This is a genomic window from Agromyces sp. NPDC058104 (assembly GCF_042884835.1).
In the GTDB taxonomy this organism is placed as follows: Bacteria; Actinomycetota; Actinomycetes; order Actinomycetales; family Microbacteriaceae; genus Agromyces.
In genome coordinates, this window is sequence record NZ_JBHVTD010000002.1 from 524,570 (window position 1) to 541,326 (window position 16,757).

General features: G+C 73.4%; 16 protein-coding genes and 1 pseudogene. 4 read left to right on the plus strand and 13 right to left on the minus strand.

Annotated elements, in window-relative coordinates; all coding sequences use genetic code 11:
- Positions 1 to 114: 114 nt before the first annotated feature.
- Both ACFVTH_RS10365 and ACFVTH_RS10370 read left to right on the plus strand, forming a co-directional pair.
- Positions 115 to 1,344 carry a PspC domain-containing protein gene (locus ACFVTH_RS10365; RefSeq protein WP_387090129.1) on the plus strand — a complete coding sequence of 410 codons (1,230 nt, stop codon included), beginning with the start codon at positions 115 to 117 and terminating at the stop codon, positions 1,342 to 1,344.
- Positions 1,337 to 2,005, plus strand: a complete 669-nt coding sequence (locus tag ACFVTH_RS10370) for a LuxR C-terminal-related transcriptional regulator (protein ID WP_387090132.1) — start codon at positions 1,337 to 1,339, stop codon at positions 2,003 to 2,005. Before ACFVTH_RS10365 ends, ACFVTH_RS10370 begins: the two co-directional genes overlap by 8 nt.
- A 241-nt stretch (positions 2,006 to 2,246) precedes the next feature.
- On the opposite strand, the pseudogene ACFVTH_RS10375 reads toward ACFVTH_RS10370, so the two are convergent.
- The 11 genes and pseudogenes from ACFVTH_RS10375 to ACFVTH_RS10425 all read right to left on the minus strand — a co-directional run bounded on the left by ACFVTH_RS10375 (position 2,247) and on the right by ACFVTH_RS10425 (position 14,438).
- A pseudogene (locus tag ACFVTH_RS10375) lies at positions 2,247 to 3,939 on the minus strand (long-chain-fatty-acid--CoA ligase).
- A gap of 123 nt (positions 3,940 to 4,062) precedes the next feature.
- Positions 4,063 to 5,742, minus strand: a complete 1,680-nt coding sequence (locus ACFVTH_RS10380; protein ID WP_387090135.1) for an MDR family MFS transporter — start codon at positions 5,740 to 5,742, stop codon at positions 4,063 to 4,065.
- Complete coding sequence (locus ACFVTH_RS10385) at positions 5,739 to 6,383, minus strand: TetR/AcrR family transcriptional regulator (RefSeq protein WP_387090138.1); 645 nt, start codon at positions 6,381 to 6,383, stop codon at positions 5,739 to 5,741. The genes ACFVTH_RS10380 and ACFVTH_RS10385 overlap by 4 nt, the downstream gene beginning before the upstream one ends.
- 60 nt (positions 6,384 to 6,443) lie before the next feature.
- Positions 6,444 to 7,085 carry a response regulator gene (locus ACFVTH_RS10390; protein ID WP_387090141.1) on the minus strand — a complete coding sequence of 214 codons (642 nt, stop codon included), beginning with the start codon at positions 7,083 to 7,085 and terminating at the stop codon, positions 6,444 to 6,446.
- Positions 7,082 to 8,248, minus strand: coding sequence for a sensor histidine kinase (locus ACFVTH_RS10395; protein WP_387090144.1), 1,167 nt, complete (start codon positions 8,246 to 8,248; stop codon positions 7,082 to 7,084). Before ACFVTH_RS10395 ends, ACFVTH_RS10390 begins: the two co-directional genes overlap by 4 nt.
- A gap of 75 nt (positions 8,249 to 8,323) precedes the next feature.
- A complete protein-coding gene (locus tag ACFVTH_RS10400) occupies positions 8,324 to 9,127 on the minus strand; it encodes an ABC transporter permease (RefSeq protein ID WP_387090146.1) in 804 nt (267 codons plus the stop codon).
- Complete coding sequence (locus tag ACFVTH_RS10405) at positions 9,124 to 10,005, minus strand: ABC transporter ATP-binding protein (RefSeq protein WP_387090149.1); 882 nt, start codon at positions 10,003 to 10,005, stop codon at positions 9,124 to 9,126. Before ACFVTH_RS10405 ends, ACFVTH_RS10400 begins: the two co-directional genes overlap by 4 nt.
- Before the next feature lie 94 nt (positions 10,006 to 10,099).
- Entirely contained in the window at positions 10,100 to 11,326 is a 1,227-nt protein-coding gene (locus ACFVTH_RS10410) for an RNA polymerase sigma factor (RefSeq protein ID WP_387090152.1), read from the minus strand.
- Positions 11,327 to 11,445: 119 nt separating this feature from the next.
- Entirely contained in the window at positions 11,446 to 12,282 is an 837-nt protein-coding gene (locus tag ACFVTH_RS10415) for a YciI family protein (RefSeq protein ID WP_387090155.1), read from the minus strand.
- A 114-nt stretch (positions 12,283 to 12,396) separates the two neighbouring features.
- Complete coding sequence (locus tag ACFVTH_RS10420) at positions 12,397 to 13,401, minus strand: isopenicillin N synthase family dioxygenase (protein ID WP_387090158.1); 1,005 nt, start codon at positions 13,399 to 13,401, stop codon at positions 12,397 to 12,399.
- Positions 13,402 to 13,706: 305 nt separating this feature from the next.
- A complete protein-coding gene (locus tag ACFVTH_RS10425; RefSeq protein ID WP_387090161.1) occupies positions 13,707 to 14,438 on the minus strand; it encodes a LysE/ArgO family amino acid transporter in 732 nt (243 codons plus the stop codon).
- 72 nt (positions 14,439 to 14,510) lie between these two features.
- Between ACFVTH_RS10425 and ACFVTH_RS10430 the strand changes: the two genes are divergently transcribed.
- On the plus strand, positions 14,511 to 15,464 hold the full coding sequence (locus ACFVTH_RS10430; protein WP_387090164.1) for a LysR family transcriptional regulator ArgP: 954 nt from the start codon (positions 14,511 to 14,513) through the stop codon (positions 15,462 to 15,464).
- 132 nt (positions 15,465 to 15,596) lie between these two features.
- Positions 15,597 to 16,034 (plus strand): hypothetical protein, encoded by a 438-nt coding sequence (locus tag ACFVTH_RS10435; RefSeq protein WP_387090167.1) that lies wholly within the window; start codon positions 15,597 to 15,599, stop codon positions 16,032 to 16,034.
- On the opposite strand, the gene ACFVTH_RS10440 is transcribed toward ACFVTH_RS10435, so the two are convergent.
- Both ACFVTH_RS10440 and ACFVTH_RS10445 read right to left on the minus strand, forming a co-directional pair.
- On the minus strand, positions 16,035 to 16,376 hold the full coding sequence (locus tag ACFVTH_RS10440) for a hypothetical protein (protein WP_387090170.1): 342 nt from the start codon (positions 16,374 to 16,376) through the stop codon (positions 16,035 to 16,037). It lies immediately after the preceding gene.
- Between the two features lie 19 nt (positions 16,377 to 16,395).
- Positions 16,396 to 16,752: a hypothetical protein gene (locus ACFVTH_RS10445; protein ID WP_387090173.1), complete on the minus strand. Its 357-nt coding sequence runs from the start codon at positions 16,750 to 16,752 to the stop codon at positions 16,396 to 16,398.
- Positions 16,753 to 16,757 lie beyond the last annotated feature (5 nt).

The following is a 16,757-nucleotide window of genomic DNA, read 5'->3' on the forward strand; positions in this document are numbered from 1 at the left end:
CTTCGATGCTGGCAGCGCCGCCGGGTCGCCCGCCATGGGGTGGATCCCTGATTCGACCCTGAGGGTGGGCCCACGCCTGAGGCCGGGGCGGCGTCGTCTGCTTGGATTGCAGGCATGGAGCAACGCGCGGTGCCTGAGGAGGTCGCGTCGGCGACCGCGGCGCCGTCGCCGAGGATGACCCGCCCGCGCGCCTGCCTCGCGACGGGCACCGCGGCCGGGCTCGCCGAGCACCTCGGGTGGCCCGTCGCGCTCGTGCGCGCGGCGTTCGTCGTGACCTGCCTCGCGAGCGGCGCCGGGCTGCTGCTGTACCTCTGGTTGTGGGCGCTCACCCCGTGGCAGGAGGGCGAGGCGCAGCCGACCCGGCGCGCGCCGGTGGCCTGGATCCTCGTCGTCGCCGCGACGGTGTGCCTCGTGGTGGCCTGGGCGACGCCGGGGCGCGTCGTCGAATCGGGCGGCCAGGGCCTCGTCGGCTGGCTCGGCCTCGTCGCCGCGGGCGTCGCGCTCGCCGCAGGTGCCGGAGCCTGGGCGACGCTCGTCGACCGCCCCGATCCCGAACGCGGGCCGCGCGCCGAGCTCGCGATCCGCCTCGTCGCGACGGTGCTGCTCGCGGTGACCGCGCTCGCCCTCGTGCTCGGCCCGACCGCATCGTGGTACCCGGTGCCGACCTTCGTCGCGGCGTTCGCCGCGCTCATCGGCATCGCGCTCGTCTACCTGCCGACCCTCCTCGCCCAGTGGCGCGAGCTGAGCGACGAGCGCACGAAGCGCATCCGCGAGGAGCAGCGCAGCGAGATCGCCGCGCACCTGCACGACTCGGTGCTGCAGACGCTCGCGCTCATCCAGAACCGTGCGGGGGCCACGAGCGAGGTCGCCCGCATCGCACGGGCGCAGGAGCGCGAGCTCCGCGACTGGCTCTTCGCGGGCGACGGGCCGGCCGACAGCGACCTCGGCACCGACCTCCGCGACTTCGGGGCCGCGCTCGAGATCGACTACGCGGTGACGGTCGACGTCGTGGTGGTGGGCGAGATCCGCGAGCGGGCGAGCGGCGAGCTCGCCGCGGCGGCGCGCGAGGCGATGTTGAACGCGGCGCGTCACGCCGGGGGAGAGGTGTCGGTGTACGTGGAGTCGAGCCGTGAGGCGGTCGAGGTGTTCGTGCGCGACCGCGGGCCGGGGTTCAGCCTCGCCGAGGTGCCGGGCGACCGGCTCGGGGTGCGCGAGTCGATCATCGGCCGGATGCGCCGGGCCGGCGGCTCGGGATCGGTCGCGCCGGGCGCGGGCGGAGTCGGCACCGAGGTGCGCCTGCGGTTCCCGGCCGAGCGCGGCAACGGGGAGGGGCAGCGTGGCTGAGCGCGTCAGGGTCGTCGTGGTCGACGACCATTCGATCTTCCGGTCGGGACTGAAGGCCGACCTCGACGAGACCATCGAGGTCGTCGGCGAGGCGCACGACGTCGAGTCGGCCGTCGCGACGGTGGTGGAGGCCGCGCCCGACGTCGTCCTCCTCGACGTGCACCTGCCCGGTCTCGCGGTGCCCACGGGCACGAGCGGCGGGGCGGAGGTGATCCGGCGTGCGGCGAACTCCGTGCCGGCCACGAAGTTCCTCGCGCTGTCGGTCTCCGACAAGGCCGAGGACGTCGTCGGCGTGATCCGCGCCGGCGCGCGCGGCTACATCACGAAGGGCTCCTCCGGCGCCGACGTCAGCCGCGCGGTGCACGCCGTCGCGGGCGGCGACGCGGTGTTCTCGCCGAAGCTCGCCGGCTTCGTGCTCGACGCGTTCGGCGCCGCGGTCGGCGAGACCGCGCAGGCGAGCGACGAGCTCGACCGGCTCTCGGCGCGCGAGCAGGAGGTCATGCGGCTCATCGCCCGCGGCTACGCCTACAAGGAGGTCGCCTCGGAGCTCTTCATCTCGACGAAGACCGTCGAGACGCACGTCTCGGCGGTGCTGCGCAAGCTCCAGCTCTCGAGCCGGCACGAGCTGACGGCGTGGGCGAACGCGCGGCGCCTGCTCTGAGGCGCCGCCCTCCGGGGGCATCCTGCCCGGCGGACCCGCCCGCACGCGCCGTCCGGTCGACAGGGACTTCGGCGGCCGTCGGCAGGGGGTCCCCTCGGGAGATCGCGCTGCAACTCCGCTTCACCACCGATTCTGCGGCGGCACCTCCTCGCCGGGCGAGGATCGACGCGCAGTCACGCCGAAGTACCGACGCACCGACGTACCGGCGTACCGATACCGACCCCGGACGCGCAGCGGCCGACTACTCCGAGCGCTCGAGCAGTGCGTCGCGCACCTCGCGGCGCAGCACCTTGCCGATGAGCGAGCGCGGAAGCTCGTCGAACGGCTCGATGCGCCTCGGCACCTTGTACGGCGTGAGGCTCGCGCGGCAGAAGTCGCGCAGCGCCGTCTCGTCGAAGACCGCGCCCTCGCGGAGCTCGACGCCCGCCGCGACGGTCTCGCCGCCCGAGCGGCCGGGGAGGCCCACGACGGCCGCACCGCGTACGTCGGGGTGCGCGAGCAGCGCGACCTCGACCTCCGAGGGCGAGACGTTGAATCCGCCCGTGATGATGAGCTCCTTTCGGCGGTCGACGATCGTCACGAAGCCCTCGTCGGAGACGCGCACGATGTCGCCGGTGCGCAGCCAGCCGCCGGGCAGCAGCGTCTCGGCGGTCTCGACCGGGCGTCGCCAGTACCCCTGGAACACCTGCGGACCGCGCACGAGCAGTTCGCCGGCCTCGCCGGCGGGCAGGTCGACGTCGGGGTGGTCGGGGTCGATGACCCGGATGTCGGTGCTCGGGAACGGCACGCCGACGGTGCCGGGTCGCCGGGTCGGCCCCATCGGGTTGCCGAGGGTGATCGGCGACGACTCGGTCATGCCGTAGCCCTCGACGAGCAGCCCGCCCGTCGCGTTCTCCCACAGGTCGACGGTCGCGATCGGCAGGCTCATCGCGCCCGAGATGGCGAACCGGATGCTTCGGAGCGCGCGCGGATGCGTCGCGGCATCCCGCACGAGGCGGTCGTAGATCGGCGGCACGGCCGGCAGGAACGTCGGCGGCGAGTGCCGCGCGGCGTCGAGCACCAGCTTCGAGTCGAACGTCGGGAAGAGCACGAGCCGCGCGCCGATGCTCATCGCGAAGGTGAGGCAGAGGGTCATGCCGTAGGCGTGGAAGAGCGGGAGCACCCCGTAGAAGACCTCCTCGCCCTCGACGAGGCCCGGCACCCAGGCCCGCCCCTGCATCGCGTTCGCCCGCAGGTTGCGGTGGCTGAGCACCGCGCCCTTCGGCGACCCGGTGGTGCCGCTCGTGTACTGCAGCACCGCGGTGTCGTCGAGCCCGGGGCGCGGATGGCGCTTCGAGAGCGCGCGCCGAGCGGTGAGCCGCTCCCAGGCGATGAGGCCGCGCGCCGTCGGCGTCGTCGTGAGCGCCGCGCGGGAGCGGCGCGCCGTCGGGATCGGCAGTCGGAGCGCCACGCGCTTGCCGAGCGGGAACGCGCGCGTCAGGTCGACGGCGACGATGCCGCCCGGCCGGATGTCGGGCGGGAACTCGGCGACGGTGTCGGCGACCTTGTCCCAGACGATCGCGACCTTCGCGCCGTGGTCCTCGAACTGATGCCGCAGCTCGGGCGGCGTGTAGAGCGGGTTGTGCTACGATCGCGCCGAGGCGCAGCACCGCGTAGAACGCGACGACGTGCTGCGGGCAGTTCGGCAGCACGATCGCGACGCGGTCGCCCGCCTCGACGCCGAGCCGGCGCAGCCCTTCGGCGGCCGAGGCGATCTGCGCGCCGAGCTCGGCGTAGCTCGTCTCCGCGCCGAAGAACTCCAGGGCTGTGCGTCGGCGGAACCGGCCGACCGCGTCGTCGATCATGTCGACGAGGGTGTGGCTCGGCTCCTCGATCGTGTGCGGCACGCCCTCGGCGTAGTGCGCGAGCCAGGGGCGGTGTTCATACGGGGTCATGCGAGCCTCTCGAGGCCGTCGGCATGCGTCGACGGCGGGCTCGGCCCGGCCGCTCCTGCGGTGCATGCGGACGCCACGTCCAGCGTAGGCGACCCCGCATGCACCGCACCGGATGCGAGCGGGTCAGCGCTGCGCGGGCGTCGATCCGGTGGCGGCCCCGGCCGGGTCGCCGTCGTCGGCCGGCCCCGTCACCACGGTGCCGCCGTCGCGCAGCGCGAGCTCCGCGGCATCCGCCTCACTGCCCGCGATCGCCTCGCCGCGCGCGACCATGCCGGCCTCGTCGGAGAGCGGGATCTGCTTGAGGAACAGGGCCAGCACGAAGGCCGCGAGGATGAACGGGATGAGGTACCAGAACACCGGCGCGAGGGAGTCGGCGTACGCCGTCACGATCGCGTCGCGGACGGGGTCGGGCAGCTCCGAGAGCGCCTGCGGGTCGAGCGTCGACATCGCGTCGCCGGCCTGCGAGGCGCTCGCCCCGGCATCCGTGAAGATCTTCGTGAGGTTCTCGGAGAGCCGGGTCGTGAACATCGCGCCGAAGATCGCGACGCCGAGCGAGGCGCCGACCTCGCGGAAGTAGTTGTTCGTGCTGGTCGCGGTGCCCACCTGGGTGGCCGGCACGGCGTTCTGCACCACGAGCACGACGACCTGCATGATGAGGCCGAGGCCCGCGCCGAACACGAACAGGTAGACGCAGATCAGCCAGATCGGGGTGTCGGCCGAGAGGGTCGTCATGGCGAGCATCGCCGCCGCCGTCACGAGGGTGCCGGCGATCGGGTAGGCGCGGTAACGGCCCGACTTCGAGATCGCGATGCCCGACCAGATCGACGTGCCCATCATGCCGGCCATCATCGGCAGCATCAGCAGGCCCGAGGCCGTCGCCGAGGTGCCCGACGACATCTGCAGGAAGGTCGGCACGAAGGCGATCGCCGAGAACATGCCGATGCCGAGGGTGAAGCCGATCGCGGTCGCGTTGATGAAGACCGGGTTCTTGAAGAGCGACAGCGGGATGATCGGGTCTTCGGCACGCGCCTCGGCCCAGACGAACATGCACGCGGCGGCGAGGAGGCCGACACCCCAGGCCCAGGTCTCGATCGCGCCCCAGCCGTGCTCGGCGCTGCCGCCGAAGTCGGTGAAGAAGATGAGGCAGACGGTCGCGGCCGAGAGCAGCATGACGCCGAGCACGTCGATGCGGTGCGTCGCCTTCTTGCTCGGCAGCGTCAGCGTGAACCAGGCGATGGCGAACGCCGCGATGCCGATCGGGATGTTGATGTAGAACGCCCACTGCCACGTGAGGTGGTCGACGAAGTACCCGCCGAGCAGCGGCCCGGCCACGGCCGAGAGGCCGAAGATGGCGCCGAGCGGGCCCATGTACTTGCCGCGCTCGGAGGCCGGCACGATGTCGGCGATGATCGCCTGCGACAGGATCATGAGCCCGCCGCCGCCGAGGCCCTGCATGGCGCGGAACGCGACGAAGGCCCAGAACGTGGGTGCGAAGGCGGCGCCGACCGAGGCCACCGTGAAGAGCGCGATCGCGATGAGGAACAGGTTGCGGCGCCCGAGCACATCGCCGAACTTGCCGTAGATCGGCATGACGATGGTCGTCGCGAGCAGGTAGGCGGTGGTGATCCACGCCTGGTACTCGACGCCGCCGAGCTCGCCGACGATCGTCGGCATGGCGGTCGAGACGATCGTCTGGTCGAGGCTCGAGAGCAGCATGCCGGCGATGAGCGCCGAGAAGATGATCCAGATGCGTCGCTGGGTGAGGAGGAGGGGGGCCGCCGGGGCGGGTGGTGCGGTGGTCATTCGGTTCCTTCGGGGGTGGGGGAGAAGAGGGCGCGTGCCGAGTCGAGCGACTCGAGGAGCAGCGCCGCGAAGTCGGTGGTGTTGCCGGGGGTGAAGTAGCGGGCGGCCGAGGCGCGCACGATCGTGCCGATCAGCTGCACGGCCATCGCGGCGCGGGGGTCGCCGGGGGCGAGGCCCTCGCGGAACTCGATGACGCCGATCATCCTGCGCTCGAGCTCGGCGCCCTCGCGCATGAACTTCGGCAGCAGCTGCGGCTCGCGTTCGACGAGCATCTCGGGGTTCGGCTCGTCCTCGGGGTGCTCCACGTCGAAGGGGATGCTCGCGATCGCGAGGCCGACGAGATCATGCATGAGCGTCGACGAGATGCCGGTGGCATCGCTCGGGCGCGCGTTCACGAACTCGGTGAGCGCGGCATCGTCGAGGGTGTCGTCGCGGTGGCCGATGACCGCGTCGTCCTTCGCGTGGAAGTAGTTGAAGAAGGTGCGGCGGGAGACCCCCACGCGCTCGCAGAGCTCCTCGACCGTGAAGCCGCCCAGGCCGTGCTCCATGGTGAGCAGGCGCGCCTGGCGGGTGAGTTCGCGCCGAGTGCGCTCCCGGCGTTGCGCACGGACGCCCTCGGGTTTCGTTGCACTCTCGTTCATAGAGTGCAAGTTTGCACTATTGGGCCAGGAGTGCAAAATCCCGATCGGTTCTCGAGGCTTCTAGAGCAGGCCCAGCTCCATCGCCCGGGTCACCGCGCGGGTGCGGTCGCTCACCCCGAGCTTCTCGAAGACGTGCAGCAGGTGCGTCTTCACCGTCGCCTCGCCGATGAAGAGCTCGCGCGCGATCTCGGGGTTCGAGCGGCCGGCGGCGACGAGCCGCAGCACCTCGAGCTCGCGCGGCGAGAGCGACGGCGCGGCCTCGGCGGGCTCCGCGGCGTCGGCGCGCACCCGCGCCACGAGCTTCGCGGCGATCGACGGCGCAAGCACGGTCTCGCCGCCGGCCACGGCGCGGATGCCCGCGAGGATCTCCTCCTGCGGCGCCGCCTTCAGGAGGTACCCGCCGGCGCCGGCCTCGATCGCCGACAGGATGTGCTCGTCGGTCTCGTAGGTCGTCAGCACGAGCACGCGGGTGCCCGGCACCTCCGCGACGATCGCGGCGGTCGCCGAGGCGCCGTCGACGCCGGGCATGCGCAGGTCCATGAGCACCAGGTCGGGATGCTCCGCGCGCGCCAGCTCCACGGCCTCCGCCCCGTTCGACGCCTCCCCGACGACCTCGATGCCGGCGGCCGTGCCGAGCAGCCCGACGATGCCGGCCCGCACGATCGGGTGGTCGTCGGCCACGACGACGCGGATCGGATTCATCCCTGCTCCTTCCGGGGCACGGTCACGCGCAGCAGCGCACCGCCGCCGTCGGCCGGGCCGAACTCGAACGTGCCGCCGACGAGCGCCGCGCGGTCGCGCAGGCCCGCGAGCCCGAAGCCGCCGGGCTCCGCCTCCTCGCCCGCGCCCGCCGGGCCGACGCCGTCGTCGCGCACCGTCAGCTCCACCCGCTCGGCCGACGCCCGCACCGCGATCTCGGCGCGGCTCGCCTGCGCGTGCTTGCGCACGTTGGCGAGCCCCTCCTGGGCGCACCGCAGCAGCACGACCTCGAGCTCGCGGTCGAGGCCCGTGGCATCCGCCTCGATGCCCACCCGCACCCCCGTCTCGCGCTCGAACGCGGCACCGAGCCGGCCGAGCGCGGCGGCGAGGCCGCCGTCGGCCGAGACCGGGGCGAGCGAGGCGACGAGCCCGCGTGCTTCGGTGAGCGCCTCGCGCGCCATCTGCTCGATCAGCTCGACGTCGCCGCGCGCCGCGGCCGCCGCCTCGCCCTCGACGGTCGCGAGGCGGTTCTCGGTGCGCTGGGCGACCATCACGAGGCCGGTGAGGCTCTGTGCGATCGTGTCGTGGATCTCGCGGGCGAGCCGCCCGCGCTCCTCGTTCACGCCCGCCTCGCGGTGCATCGCCGCGAGCTGGCCCTGGGCGGCCTGCAGTTCGTCGTACAGCCGCACCCGCTCCTCGCCGATCTCGGCGATGTGGGTGATCCAGAGGCCGAGCGCGAGGCTGAAGCCGAGCGAGAGCGCCGCGACGGTGAGGCCCGCGAGCCAGCCGCCGAGGCCGAAGTGCACGAGGTACCCGACGAGCAGCGCGAGCGCGATCACCACGTTGGCGATGATCGCGCGCCTGGTCGACGGGGCTGTGATCCAGATGAACGGGTAGGCGAAGGCCTGCAGGATCGACGCGCTCGGGTCGTACGCGACGCCCGTGCCGACGACGGCCGCGAGCACGATCGTGATGACGACGTGCCGCGTCGGGTCCTCGCCGCCGATGCCGCCGCGCAGGTAGGCGAAGTAGAGCACCAGGAACGCGGCCGAGACCGCCCACGCGCCCCAGTCGCCCGGGCCGTAGGGCGGTTCGGCGAGCCCGAAGAGCACGGTCACCGCGGCGACCGCGAGCGCCCCGAGATCCCACCAGCGCCGGTTCAGCATGCCGTCATGCTCTCACGGGCGGATCGGGGCGCTCGCGAGGCCCGCGAACGCTCGCGGGCCCCGCGGAGTGGGATCTCAGGCATCCCGCCTGATCCAGCGGAACGTGATGCGGCTGAGCACGATCCCGACCACGAGCCAGATGCCGAGCGCGATCGCCACGCCGGGCAGGTTCCACGACTCGTTCTGCTCGAGCGCCTCCCAGCCCTCGGGCAGGAAGACGTACCGCATGCCCTGCGCGATCCACTTGAGCGGGAACAGGCTCGCGATGTCCTGCAGCCAGGTGGGCAGCATGTTCCACTGCAGGTAGACGCCCGAGATGAACTGCAGCAGCAGCACCATCGGCACGACCACCGCGGTCGCGCTCTTGCCGCTGCGGGGCACCGCCGAGAGGGCGATGCCGACGAGCGCGCACGTCACGAGGCCGAGCACGAACACCCACGCGAAGGTGAGCCACTTCTCGGGCTCGGTGGGCATCTCGATGCCGAGCACGAGCCATCCGCCGAGGATGAGGAGGCCGGCCTGCAGCGAACCGGTGACGAACACCTGGCCGATCTTGCCGAGGAAGTAGCCGACCGGCGACAGCGGGGTGCCGCCGAGCCGCTTGAGCGTGCCGTTGCTCTTCTCGAGCGCGATGTCGACCGCGAGGTTCTGCACGCCCGACAGCAGGATGCCGGCGGCGATCATGCCGGGGAGGTAGTACGCGGCGATCGAGACCTCGGCCCCGGGAGGGCCGACTTCGCCCTGCGCGCTGAACGCGGCCGAGAAGATCGCGAGCATCACGAACGGGAAGAGGAACGTGAAGAACAGGGTGTCGATCGAGCGGAAGTACGTCTTCGTCTCGTAGCCGATGCGCGAAGCGCCGAGCGCGACCGTGCTCATGCGAGCACCTCCTCCGGTTCGGCAGCGTCGACGCTGCCCACGAGCTGCAGGTAGATGTCCTCGAGGCTCGGTCTGATGACCTCGAGGTCGGCGGGTTCGCCCACCGAGGATGCCATGACCGCGGCGACGACCCGGCCGGGCTCGTGCGTGCGCTCCTCGTGGAGCACGCCGGCCGCGTCGCGCCAGCGCACGAGCGGCACGCGCGCGTCGGCGCCGCCGATCTCGTCGATGCCGCCGAGGCCGACCAGCCGGCCGCCGGCGATCACTCCCGCCCGGTCGGCGAGCTGCGCCGCCTCGTCGAGGTAGTGGGTCGTGAGCAGGATCGTGGTGCCCTCGGCCTTGAGCCCCCGGATGACCTCCCAGAACTGCCGCCTGGCCTCGGGGTCGAAGCCGGTCGTCGGCTCGTCGAGGAAGAGGAGCTCCGGCCGTCCGATGATGCCGAGAGCGACGTCGACGCGCCGCTGCTGCCCGCCGGAGAGCTTCGCGATGCGGGTCTTCGCCTGGGCCTCGAGGCCCACGGCCGCGATGACCTCGTCGACGTCGCGCGGGTTCGGGTAGAACCCCGCGAAGTGCCTCAGCTGCTCGGTCACCGTCACGAGCCCGGTCTCGCCGGTCGACTGCAGCACGATGCCGAGCCGCGCCTTCCAGTCGAGGCCGCCCTTCGCCGGGTCGGTGCCGAGCACGCTCGCCTCGCCGCCGGTGCGGCTGCGATACCCCTCGAGGATCTCGATGGTCGTCGACTTGCCCGCGCCATTCGGCCCGAGCAGCGCGAAGGTCTCGCCGGGGCCGATGTCGAAGCTCACCCCGTCGACCGCCGTCTTCTGGCCGTACTGCTTGCGGAGCTCCCGCACGCTCACGGCCGCGTCGTTCTTCGTCATGGCTCCAGCGTGACAGTCGGCCCGCCCGGGCGGCAGCGTCCGACGGGTCGATTCCGGCATCCACCGGTCGATGGATGCCGGGGCGGGCGCGCCCCTACCGCGGCTCGATCTCCGCCAGGCGGCGCTCGAGGAACCGCCGCTCGGGCGCGGTCGGCGCGAGCGCGATGGCGTCGCGATAGCGGTCGGATGCCTCGGCGAGCCGCCCCTCGCGGCGCTGGAACTCGGCCTGCGCCGCGGGCAGCAGGTGGTACTCCGCGAGGCGTCCGTCGGCCTGGAGGCGGGCGAGGGCGAGGAGTGCCGTAGCGGCGCCCTCGGCCTCGCCGAGGGCGATCGCCCGGTTGAGCCGGACGAAGGGCGAGTCGGTGAGCGTCGCGAGCGCGTCGTAGCGAGCGACGATCGCGGGCCAGTCCGTCGCGTCGGCGGTCGTCGCGACGGCGTGCAGCGCCTGGATCTCCGCCTGGAGGCGGTAGGCGCCGGCAGGCGCGCCGCCCGGTCCGGCGGTCGCGCTCGGGCCCGCGAGCAGTGCCAGTCCTTCGGTCGTCTCGCCCCGGTCCCAGCGGGACCGATCCTGCTCCGCGAGCGGCACGAGGTCTCCCGCCGCGTCCACCCGTGCGGCGGAACGCGCGTGCTGGAGCAGGAGCAGCGCCAGGAGCGCCCGTGCCTCGTCGAAGTCGGGCATGAGCGAGACGACGAGCCGGGCGAGCCGGATCGCCTCGGCTGAGAGGTCGAGCCGTTGCAGGCGATCGCCCGACGAGGCGAGGTAGCCCTCGTTGGCGATCAGGTAGACGACCGCGAGCACGCCGCCGAGCCGCTCGGCCAGCGCCTCGGCCGGCGGCACGCGATAGGGGATCCCGGCGTTCCGGATCTTGCGCTTCGCGCGAGCGATGCGCTGCCCCATCGTCGACTCGGGGACGAGGAACGCCCTGGCGATCTCGCGGGTCTCCAGCCCGCCGACGGTGCGCAGCGTGAGCGCGACCCGCGCCTCCATCGGCAGCGCCGGGTGCGCGCACGTGAAGACGAGGCGGAGCCGGTCGTCCCACGCCGGGTCCTCGCCCTGCGCGACGACCTCGCCCGGGTCGGCGGGGCCGTCGAGGCTTCCGTCCGCACGGGCGTCCGTCATCCACTCCCTCACCTTCTCGGCCTCGACGCCGCGTCGACGCAGCCGATCGAGCGCGATGCGGCGCGCGGTCGTCGTGAGCCATGCGCCGGGGTTGCGCGGCACCCCGTCACGGGGCCAGGTCGCCGTCGCCCGCTCGAACGCCCCGGCCGCGGCCTCCTCCGCGACGTCCCAGTCGCCGGTCACCCGGATGAGCGTCGCCACGACGCGCGCCCATTCGCCCTCGAACGCCGTGCGGAGTGCACGGTCGACGTCGGCCGAGGCGGCTCCGCCCTGCTCGGGCCGAGCCGCCTCGTGCGCGCCGTGCGCGTCGGGGGCGCGCGTCAGGTCCTCGCCCCCGCCAGGGCGGCGGCGTCGACCGCGCGGGGCTCGAGCCGCACCGCGACGTCCGCAGCCTCGCGCTCCGTGCGCTCGACGTGGTCCTCGTGCGGGTCGAACGGCCAGAGCGGGCGGAGCTCGAGGGCGCCGCCACGGGCCATCGGATGCTTCGACGCGACCTCGATCGCCTCGGCGAGGTCGGCCACCTCGAGCAGGTCGAAGCCCGCGATCCACTCCTTCGCCTCGGTGAGGGGCCCGTCGGCGACGAGCACCTCGCCGTCGCGCCGGCGCACGAAGGTGGCGTCCTCGGGGCCGCGCAGCACCTCGCCGAAGAGCCGCACGCCCCGGCCGTCCATCTCGGTCACCCACGCCTCGGGATCGTCGCCGGCGGCACCGTCGCTCGCGGCTCGCTCACCGGTGGGGTCGGCGATCACGAGCAGCAGGTACCGCTTGCCGACGGGCTCCCGCTCCGCGAATCCGGCCGGCACGATGCGGGCGCCCGGCTCGGCGTCGGGCCACCGCACGAAGGGGCGCACCTCGACCCGGCCGAACGACGCGACCGGATGCCGCGACGCGATCTCGATCGCCTCGTCGAGGTCGCGGGCGTCGATGACGTCGAACCCGCCGATCGACTCCTTCGACTCGGTGAACGGCCCGTCGCTCACGAGCAGCTCGCCGCCCCGGACGCGCAGGGTCGTGGCATCCTGCTCGGGGCGCAGGCGCTCGCCGAACTCGGAGACGCCGCTCGCGACGACCTCGTCGACCCAGTCGCCGACGTTGTCGTCGGCGGCGACGTAGGGCAGTGCGTCCGTTCCCTCTGCGTACAACAGCGCGTATTCCATGTCGGAATCCTCTCTCTCGATCACGCTACGCAGGTACGACGAACGGCGGTAGCCGTTTTCGACACCTCATGCCGGTTCCGCGCGTTCGGCGGGTTCGGCGCTCGCCCGACCCGGTCAGGCGTCGACGAGCAGCCGCGGGTACTGCGCCTCGACGACGTTCGGGTGGGCGCGCAGGCGGCTCTTCAGCCAGTTCTCGCCGAACACCGCGTGCAGCGGGTTCGCCGGGTCCCGGGTGATGCCGGGCGCCTCGGCGGCGAGCTCGGGCGCGAGCTCGATCGTCGGGATCACGGCGTCGAGCGCCGGCCCGTGGAAGTACGGGATCGAGATGCGCTCGGTGCCGGGTGCGGGGGAGACCACGCGGTGCTTGGTCGCCTTGAGGTAGCCGTCGGTCGCGATCTCGAGCAGCTCGCCGATGTTGACGATGAACGCGCCGGCGGGCGCCACGACGTCGATCCATTCGCCGTCCTTCTCGACCTGGAGCCCGGCCTTGCCGTCCTCGACCGAGAGCAGCGTGAGCACGCCGAGGTCCTTGTGGGCGCCGACGCCCTGGGCGGGCTGCTCGGCCGCGACGCCGGGGTAGCGCACGACCTTGAGGTAGGGCGAGGGGCGCTCGAAGGCGGCGTCGAAGGTGTCGGGCGCCGCGCCGAGCGCCTCGGCCCAGCTGCGCAGGAGGCGGGTGCCGACCTCGTCGAGCCGGGCGATCCACTCCTCGGCGACCGCGCGGAACTCGGGCAGCGCCTCGGGCCACAGGTTCGGTCCCTCGAGGATCCAGTAGTCGGGGGTGCCGGCCGTCATGGTCACTGCCGGGCGCTCGGCGCCGAGGTCGATCTGCTCGCGGATGTCGACGCGGCCGAGCGTGCGCTCGCCGCCCATGCGGGTGTAGCCGCGGAAGTGCGGGCTCGTGACGTTCTCGATCGCGAGCTTGTGCGACTCGGGCAGGGCGAAGAACGCCCGCGCCGCCGCGTACGCGCGGTCGATGAGCTCTGCCGGCACGCCGTGGCCGATGAGCGAGAAGAAGCCGACCTCGTGGGTCGCGCGGCGGAGGTCGTCGCGGAACTGCGCCTGCTGCTCGGTCGTGCCGTTGAGCAGGGAGAGGTCGAGAACGGGGATGCCGGACATGGGATGGTCCTTTCGAGTGCCGGGTGGTGCGCCGACGATGCAGCGGCCCCGGCATCCGTTGACGTCGGCTGCGTTGCATCCGGTGATTCGAGTCCGATGCGGGAGATCGGTTCGAGGCGGATGCCGCGGAGCCGACGCGGACGCGTCGGATGCGGCGTGAGCACGGGGCTGCGGTCGGCGGCGCGGGGAATCGCGCCCTGGGGTCGTCGGGGAGACGACCGCCTAGCGGCGACAGCAGCGACAGGTGAAGGTGCTCACGATGTCGGAAACGGTAGCACGGCCCGGGGCGACCCGCCATTCCCCGATCAGTGGGGCAGCACGAGCGAGGCCGCGATGGCGAACATGACCACCGCGATCACGCCGTCGAGGATGCGCCACGCCCGAGGGGTGGCGAGCACGCGACCGAGCAGGCGCGCGCCGTATGCGAGCGCGAAGAACCAGGCGAGGCTCGCGGCCCCCGCGCCGGCGGCGAACGCCCAGCGCTCGTCGCCGTGGCTGTTCGCCACCGAGCCGAGCAGGAACACCGTGTCGAGGTAGACGTGCGGGTTCAGCCAGGTGAGGGCGAGGCAGGTGAGCACGGCCACCGTGAGGGTGGACCGGGCCGGGCGCGAGCGGGCCGGCGCGAGCACCGCGGCGGGAGCCGGGCGGGCGGCGGAGGCCGTCGAGTCCGGGGACGCACCGGGAGTCCCGGCCCGAGCGTCCGCGGGCCCGGCGGCCTCCGCCGCGTCCTCGGCGACGAGCGCCTCGCCTCCGGGCTTCAGCGCGCGCCGCAGGGCGAGCAATCCGTAGCCGACGAGGAACGCGGCGCCCACCCAGCGGATCACCTCGACGAGCCACGGCACGGCGGCGAGCACCGCCCCGATGCCCGAGACCCCGACGACGATGAGCACGAGGTCGCTGAGCGCGCAGATCGCCGCGACCGCGAAGACGTGCTCGCGCCGGATGCCCTGGCGCAGGACGAACACGTTCTGGGCCCCGATCGCGACGATGAGCGAGAGGCCGAGACCGAGGCCGGCGAGCACGGAGGAGAGGGGCATGGAGTCGAGGCTAGGAGGGATCAGAGCATGAATCCAGCTCAAGATCCTTCAGAACCATTAGCCTTGCTTCAGATGCAGATTCCGCTCGACCTCGCTCGCACCCTCGCCGCCGTCATCGACGAGGGCACCTTCGACGCGGCCGCCCGCCGGCTCCGGCTCACCCCCTCGGCGGTCTCCCAGCGCGTGAAGACGCTCGAGCAGCAGCTCGGACGGGTGCTCGTCGTGCGTTCGAAGCCCGCCAGGGCGACCGAGGCGGGGGCGGCGGTCGTGCGGCTCGCGCGGCAGCTCGCGCTCCTCGAGCACGATGCGCTCGCCGAGTTCGGGCTCGATGCCGACAGCGACCAGGACGAGCACGGCGCCGTCCCGGTGAGGCCCGTCTCCATCCCGCTCGCGGTCAACGCCGACTCGCTCGCCACGTGGTTCCTGCCCGCACTCGCCCGGGTCGCCGAGGCCCACCCCGTCGTCTTCGACCTGCACCGCGACGACCAGGACTTCACGGCCGGCCTGCTCGAGTCGGGCACCGTCATGGGGGCGGTCACCTCGCAGGCGACGCCGGTGGCCGGATGCCTCGTGCACCCCCTCGGCGTCATGCGCTACGAGGCCGTGGCGACCCCGGCGTACGTCGCCCGGTGGTCCGCCGGGCACGGCGACGGCGAACGCCCCGGGCCCGGCGCCGTGGCATCCGCATTGCCCGCCTGGCTGGAGCACGCGCCGCTCGTCGACTTCGACCGGCGCGACCACCTGCAGCACGATGCGCTGCGCGCCGCCGGATTCGACGCCGAACGGGCGCCCCGCCACTACGTCCCCGCGTCGAACGACTTCGCGAGCGCCGTGAAGCTCGGGCTCGGCTGGGGCATGCTGCCCGAGTTCCAGTCGTCGCCCGAGCTCGAGCACGGCGAGCTCGTGCGCCTGGGCGGCGCCCCGGTCGGCGTGCCGCTGTACTGGCAGCAGTGGAACCTCAGCTCGCCCCTGCTCGACGCGGTGGCCGACGAGCTCGCGCGCGAGGCGCGGATCACCCTGGTCTGAGCGGGGCCCGAGAGTCCAGTGCTGGCACGCATGCGGAGTCCAGTGCTGGCACGCATGCGGCCATGGGAGTGCCTGCGCTAGCCTCGCCGGCGACCCGGGCGAGGAGCTGCCGGTCCTGGCGAGGAGTTGCCCATGAAGATCTGGGTGGTCGCGGCGATGGTCGCCGCCGCCACCATCGCCGCTGTCGCCGCCGCATACGGCGTCGGGACCCTCGTCGGCCTGGAGGTGGCCACGTCGAGCGGGTCGCCGACGGGGATGGCGGTGCCGGAGCCACTGGGATCGCGCCCCGGAGACCGCCGTGACGACCTCGTCCTGCGGGACGCCCCCGAGCTGCTCGGATCGTACGACCTCGAGGGGTCCGCCGTCGCGTACTGCGGGGAGGGCGAGCTCGCGATGGGCGGCGGACGACTCGGCGCGAGCGGCGGCCTTCGCCTCGTCCACGACGAGGCGGTCGCCGGCAGCAGCGGCGCCGCGCGCCCGATCGGCTGGCGGATCGAGGTCGAACGGAGCGGTCCCGATCGGAGCCCGAGGTTCTTCACCGCCTACGTCGTGTGCCGGGCGGCGGGCTGATCAGGGGCGCACCCACACCCGAAGCGGCCCGAGCGGCCGGAATCCGGCGGAGAGCGCGACGGCGAGCGCGTCGTCCGCCTCGTAGCCGACGACCGGGAGCCCGGGCCAGCGCGCCCCCGCCTCGCGCTGGAGGGCGCGGTACAGCTCCTCGCCACCGCCGAAGGCGTTCGACAGGCCGACGACCTCGCCCGTGCGGGTGAGCACACCGCCGGCCGTGGCAGCCGCGTGCCCCGGTGCCGCGGTCAGCACGAGCACCCCCGGCGCCTCGAGCAGCGGCGCGGCGAACGCCTCGGGCAGGCCGTGGGACCGCGCCCAACGGGCGAGTCCCTGTCGGTCCGTCACCGGGACGAGCCGGGGCGCGTCAGCGCCCGTCAGCGCCGGGGCGGGCGCGGACGCCGCGGGGTCGGCCGCGATCCGGCTCGCCTCGAACAGGGGCGGCCCAACCCGCCGAGGCGAGTTCGAGATCGGCGAAGGAGTCCTTGAGGCTCGAGGCCTCAGGCGAGCGCGTCGCCAGCTCGGCGAGCACCGCCGAGCTGTCGAGCCCGGCTTCGAGGGTGACGGCCTCGGGGTAGCCGCAGGGCGTCGGCGACTCGGCCAACCACAGGGCGCCGTCGAGCGCGAAGCCCGAGGCGATGCCGTGGCTCGCGGCGACCGTGCGGCACCAGTCCGCGTTGTCGCGTGCGGCGAGGCGCGCGAGCTTCGCGTCGCCGCGGGGCATCCGTC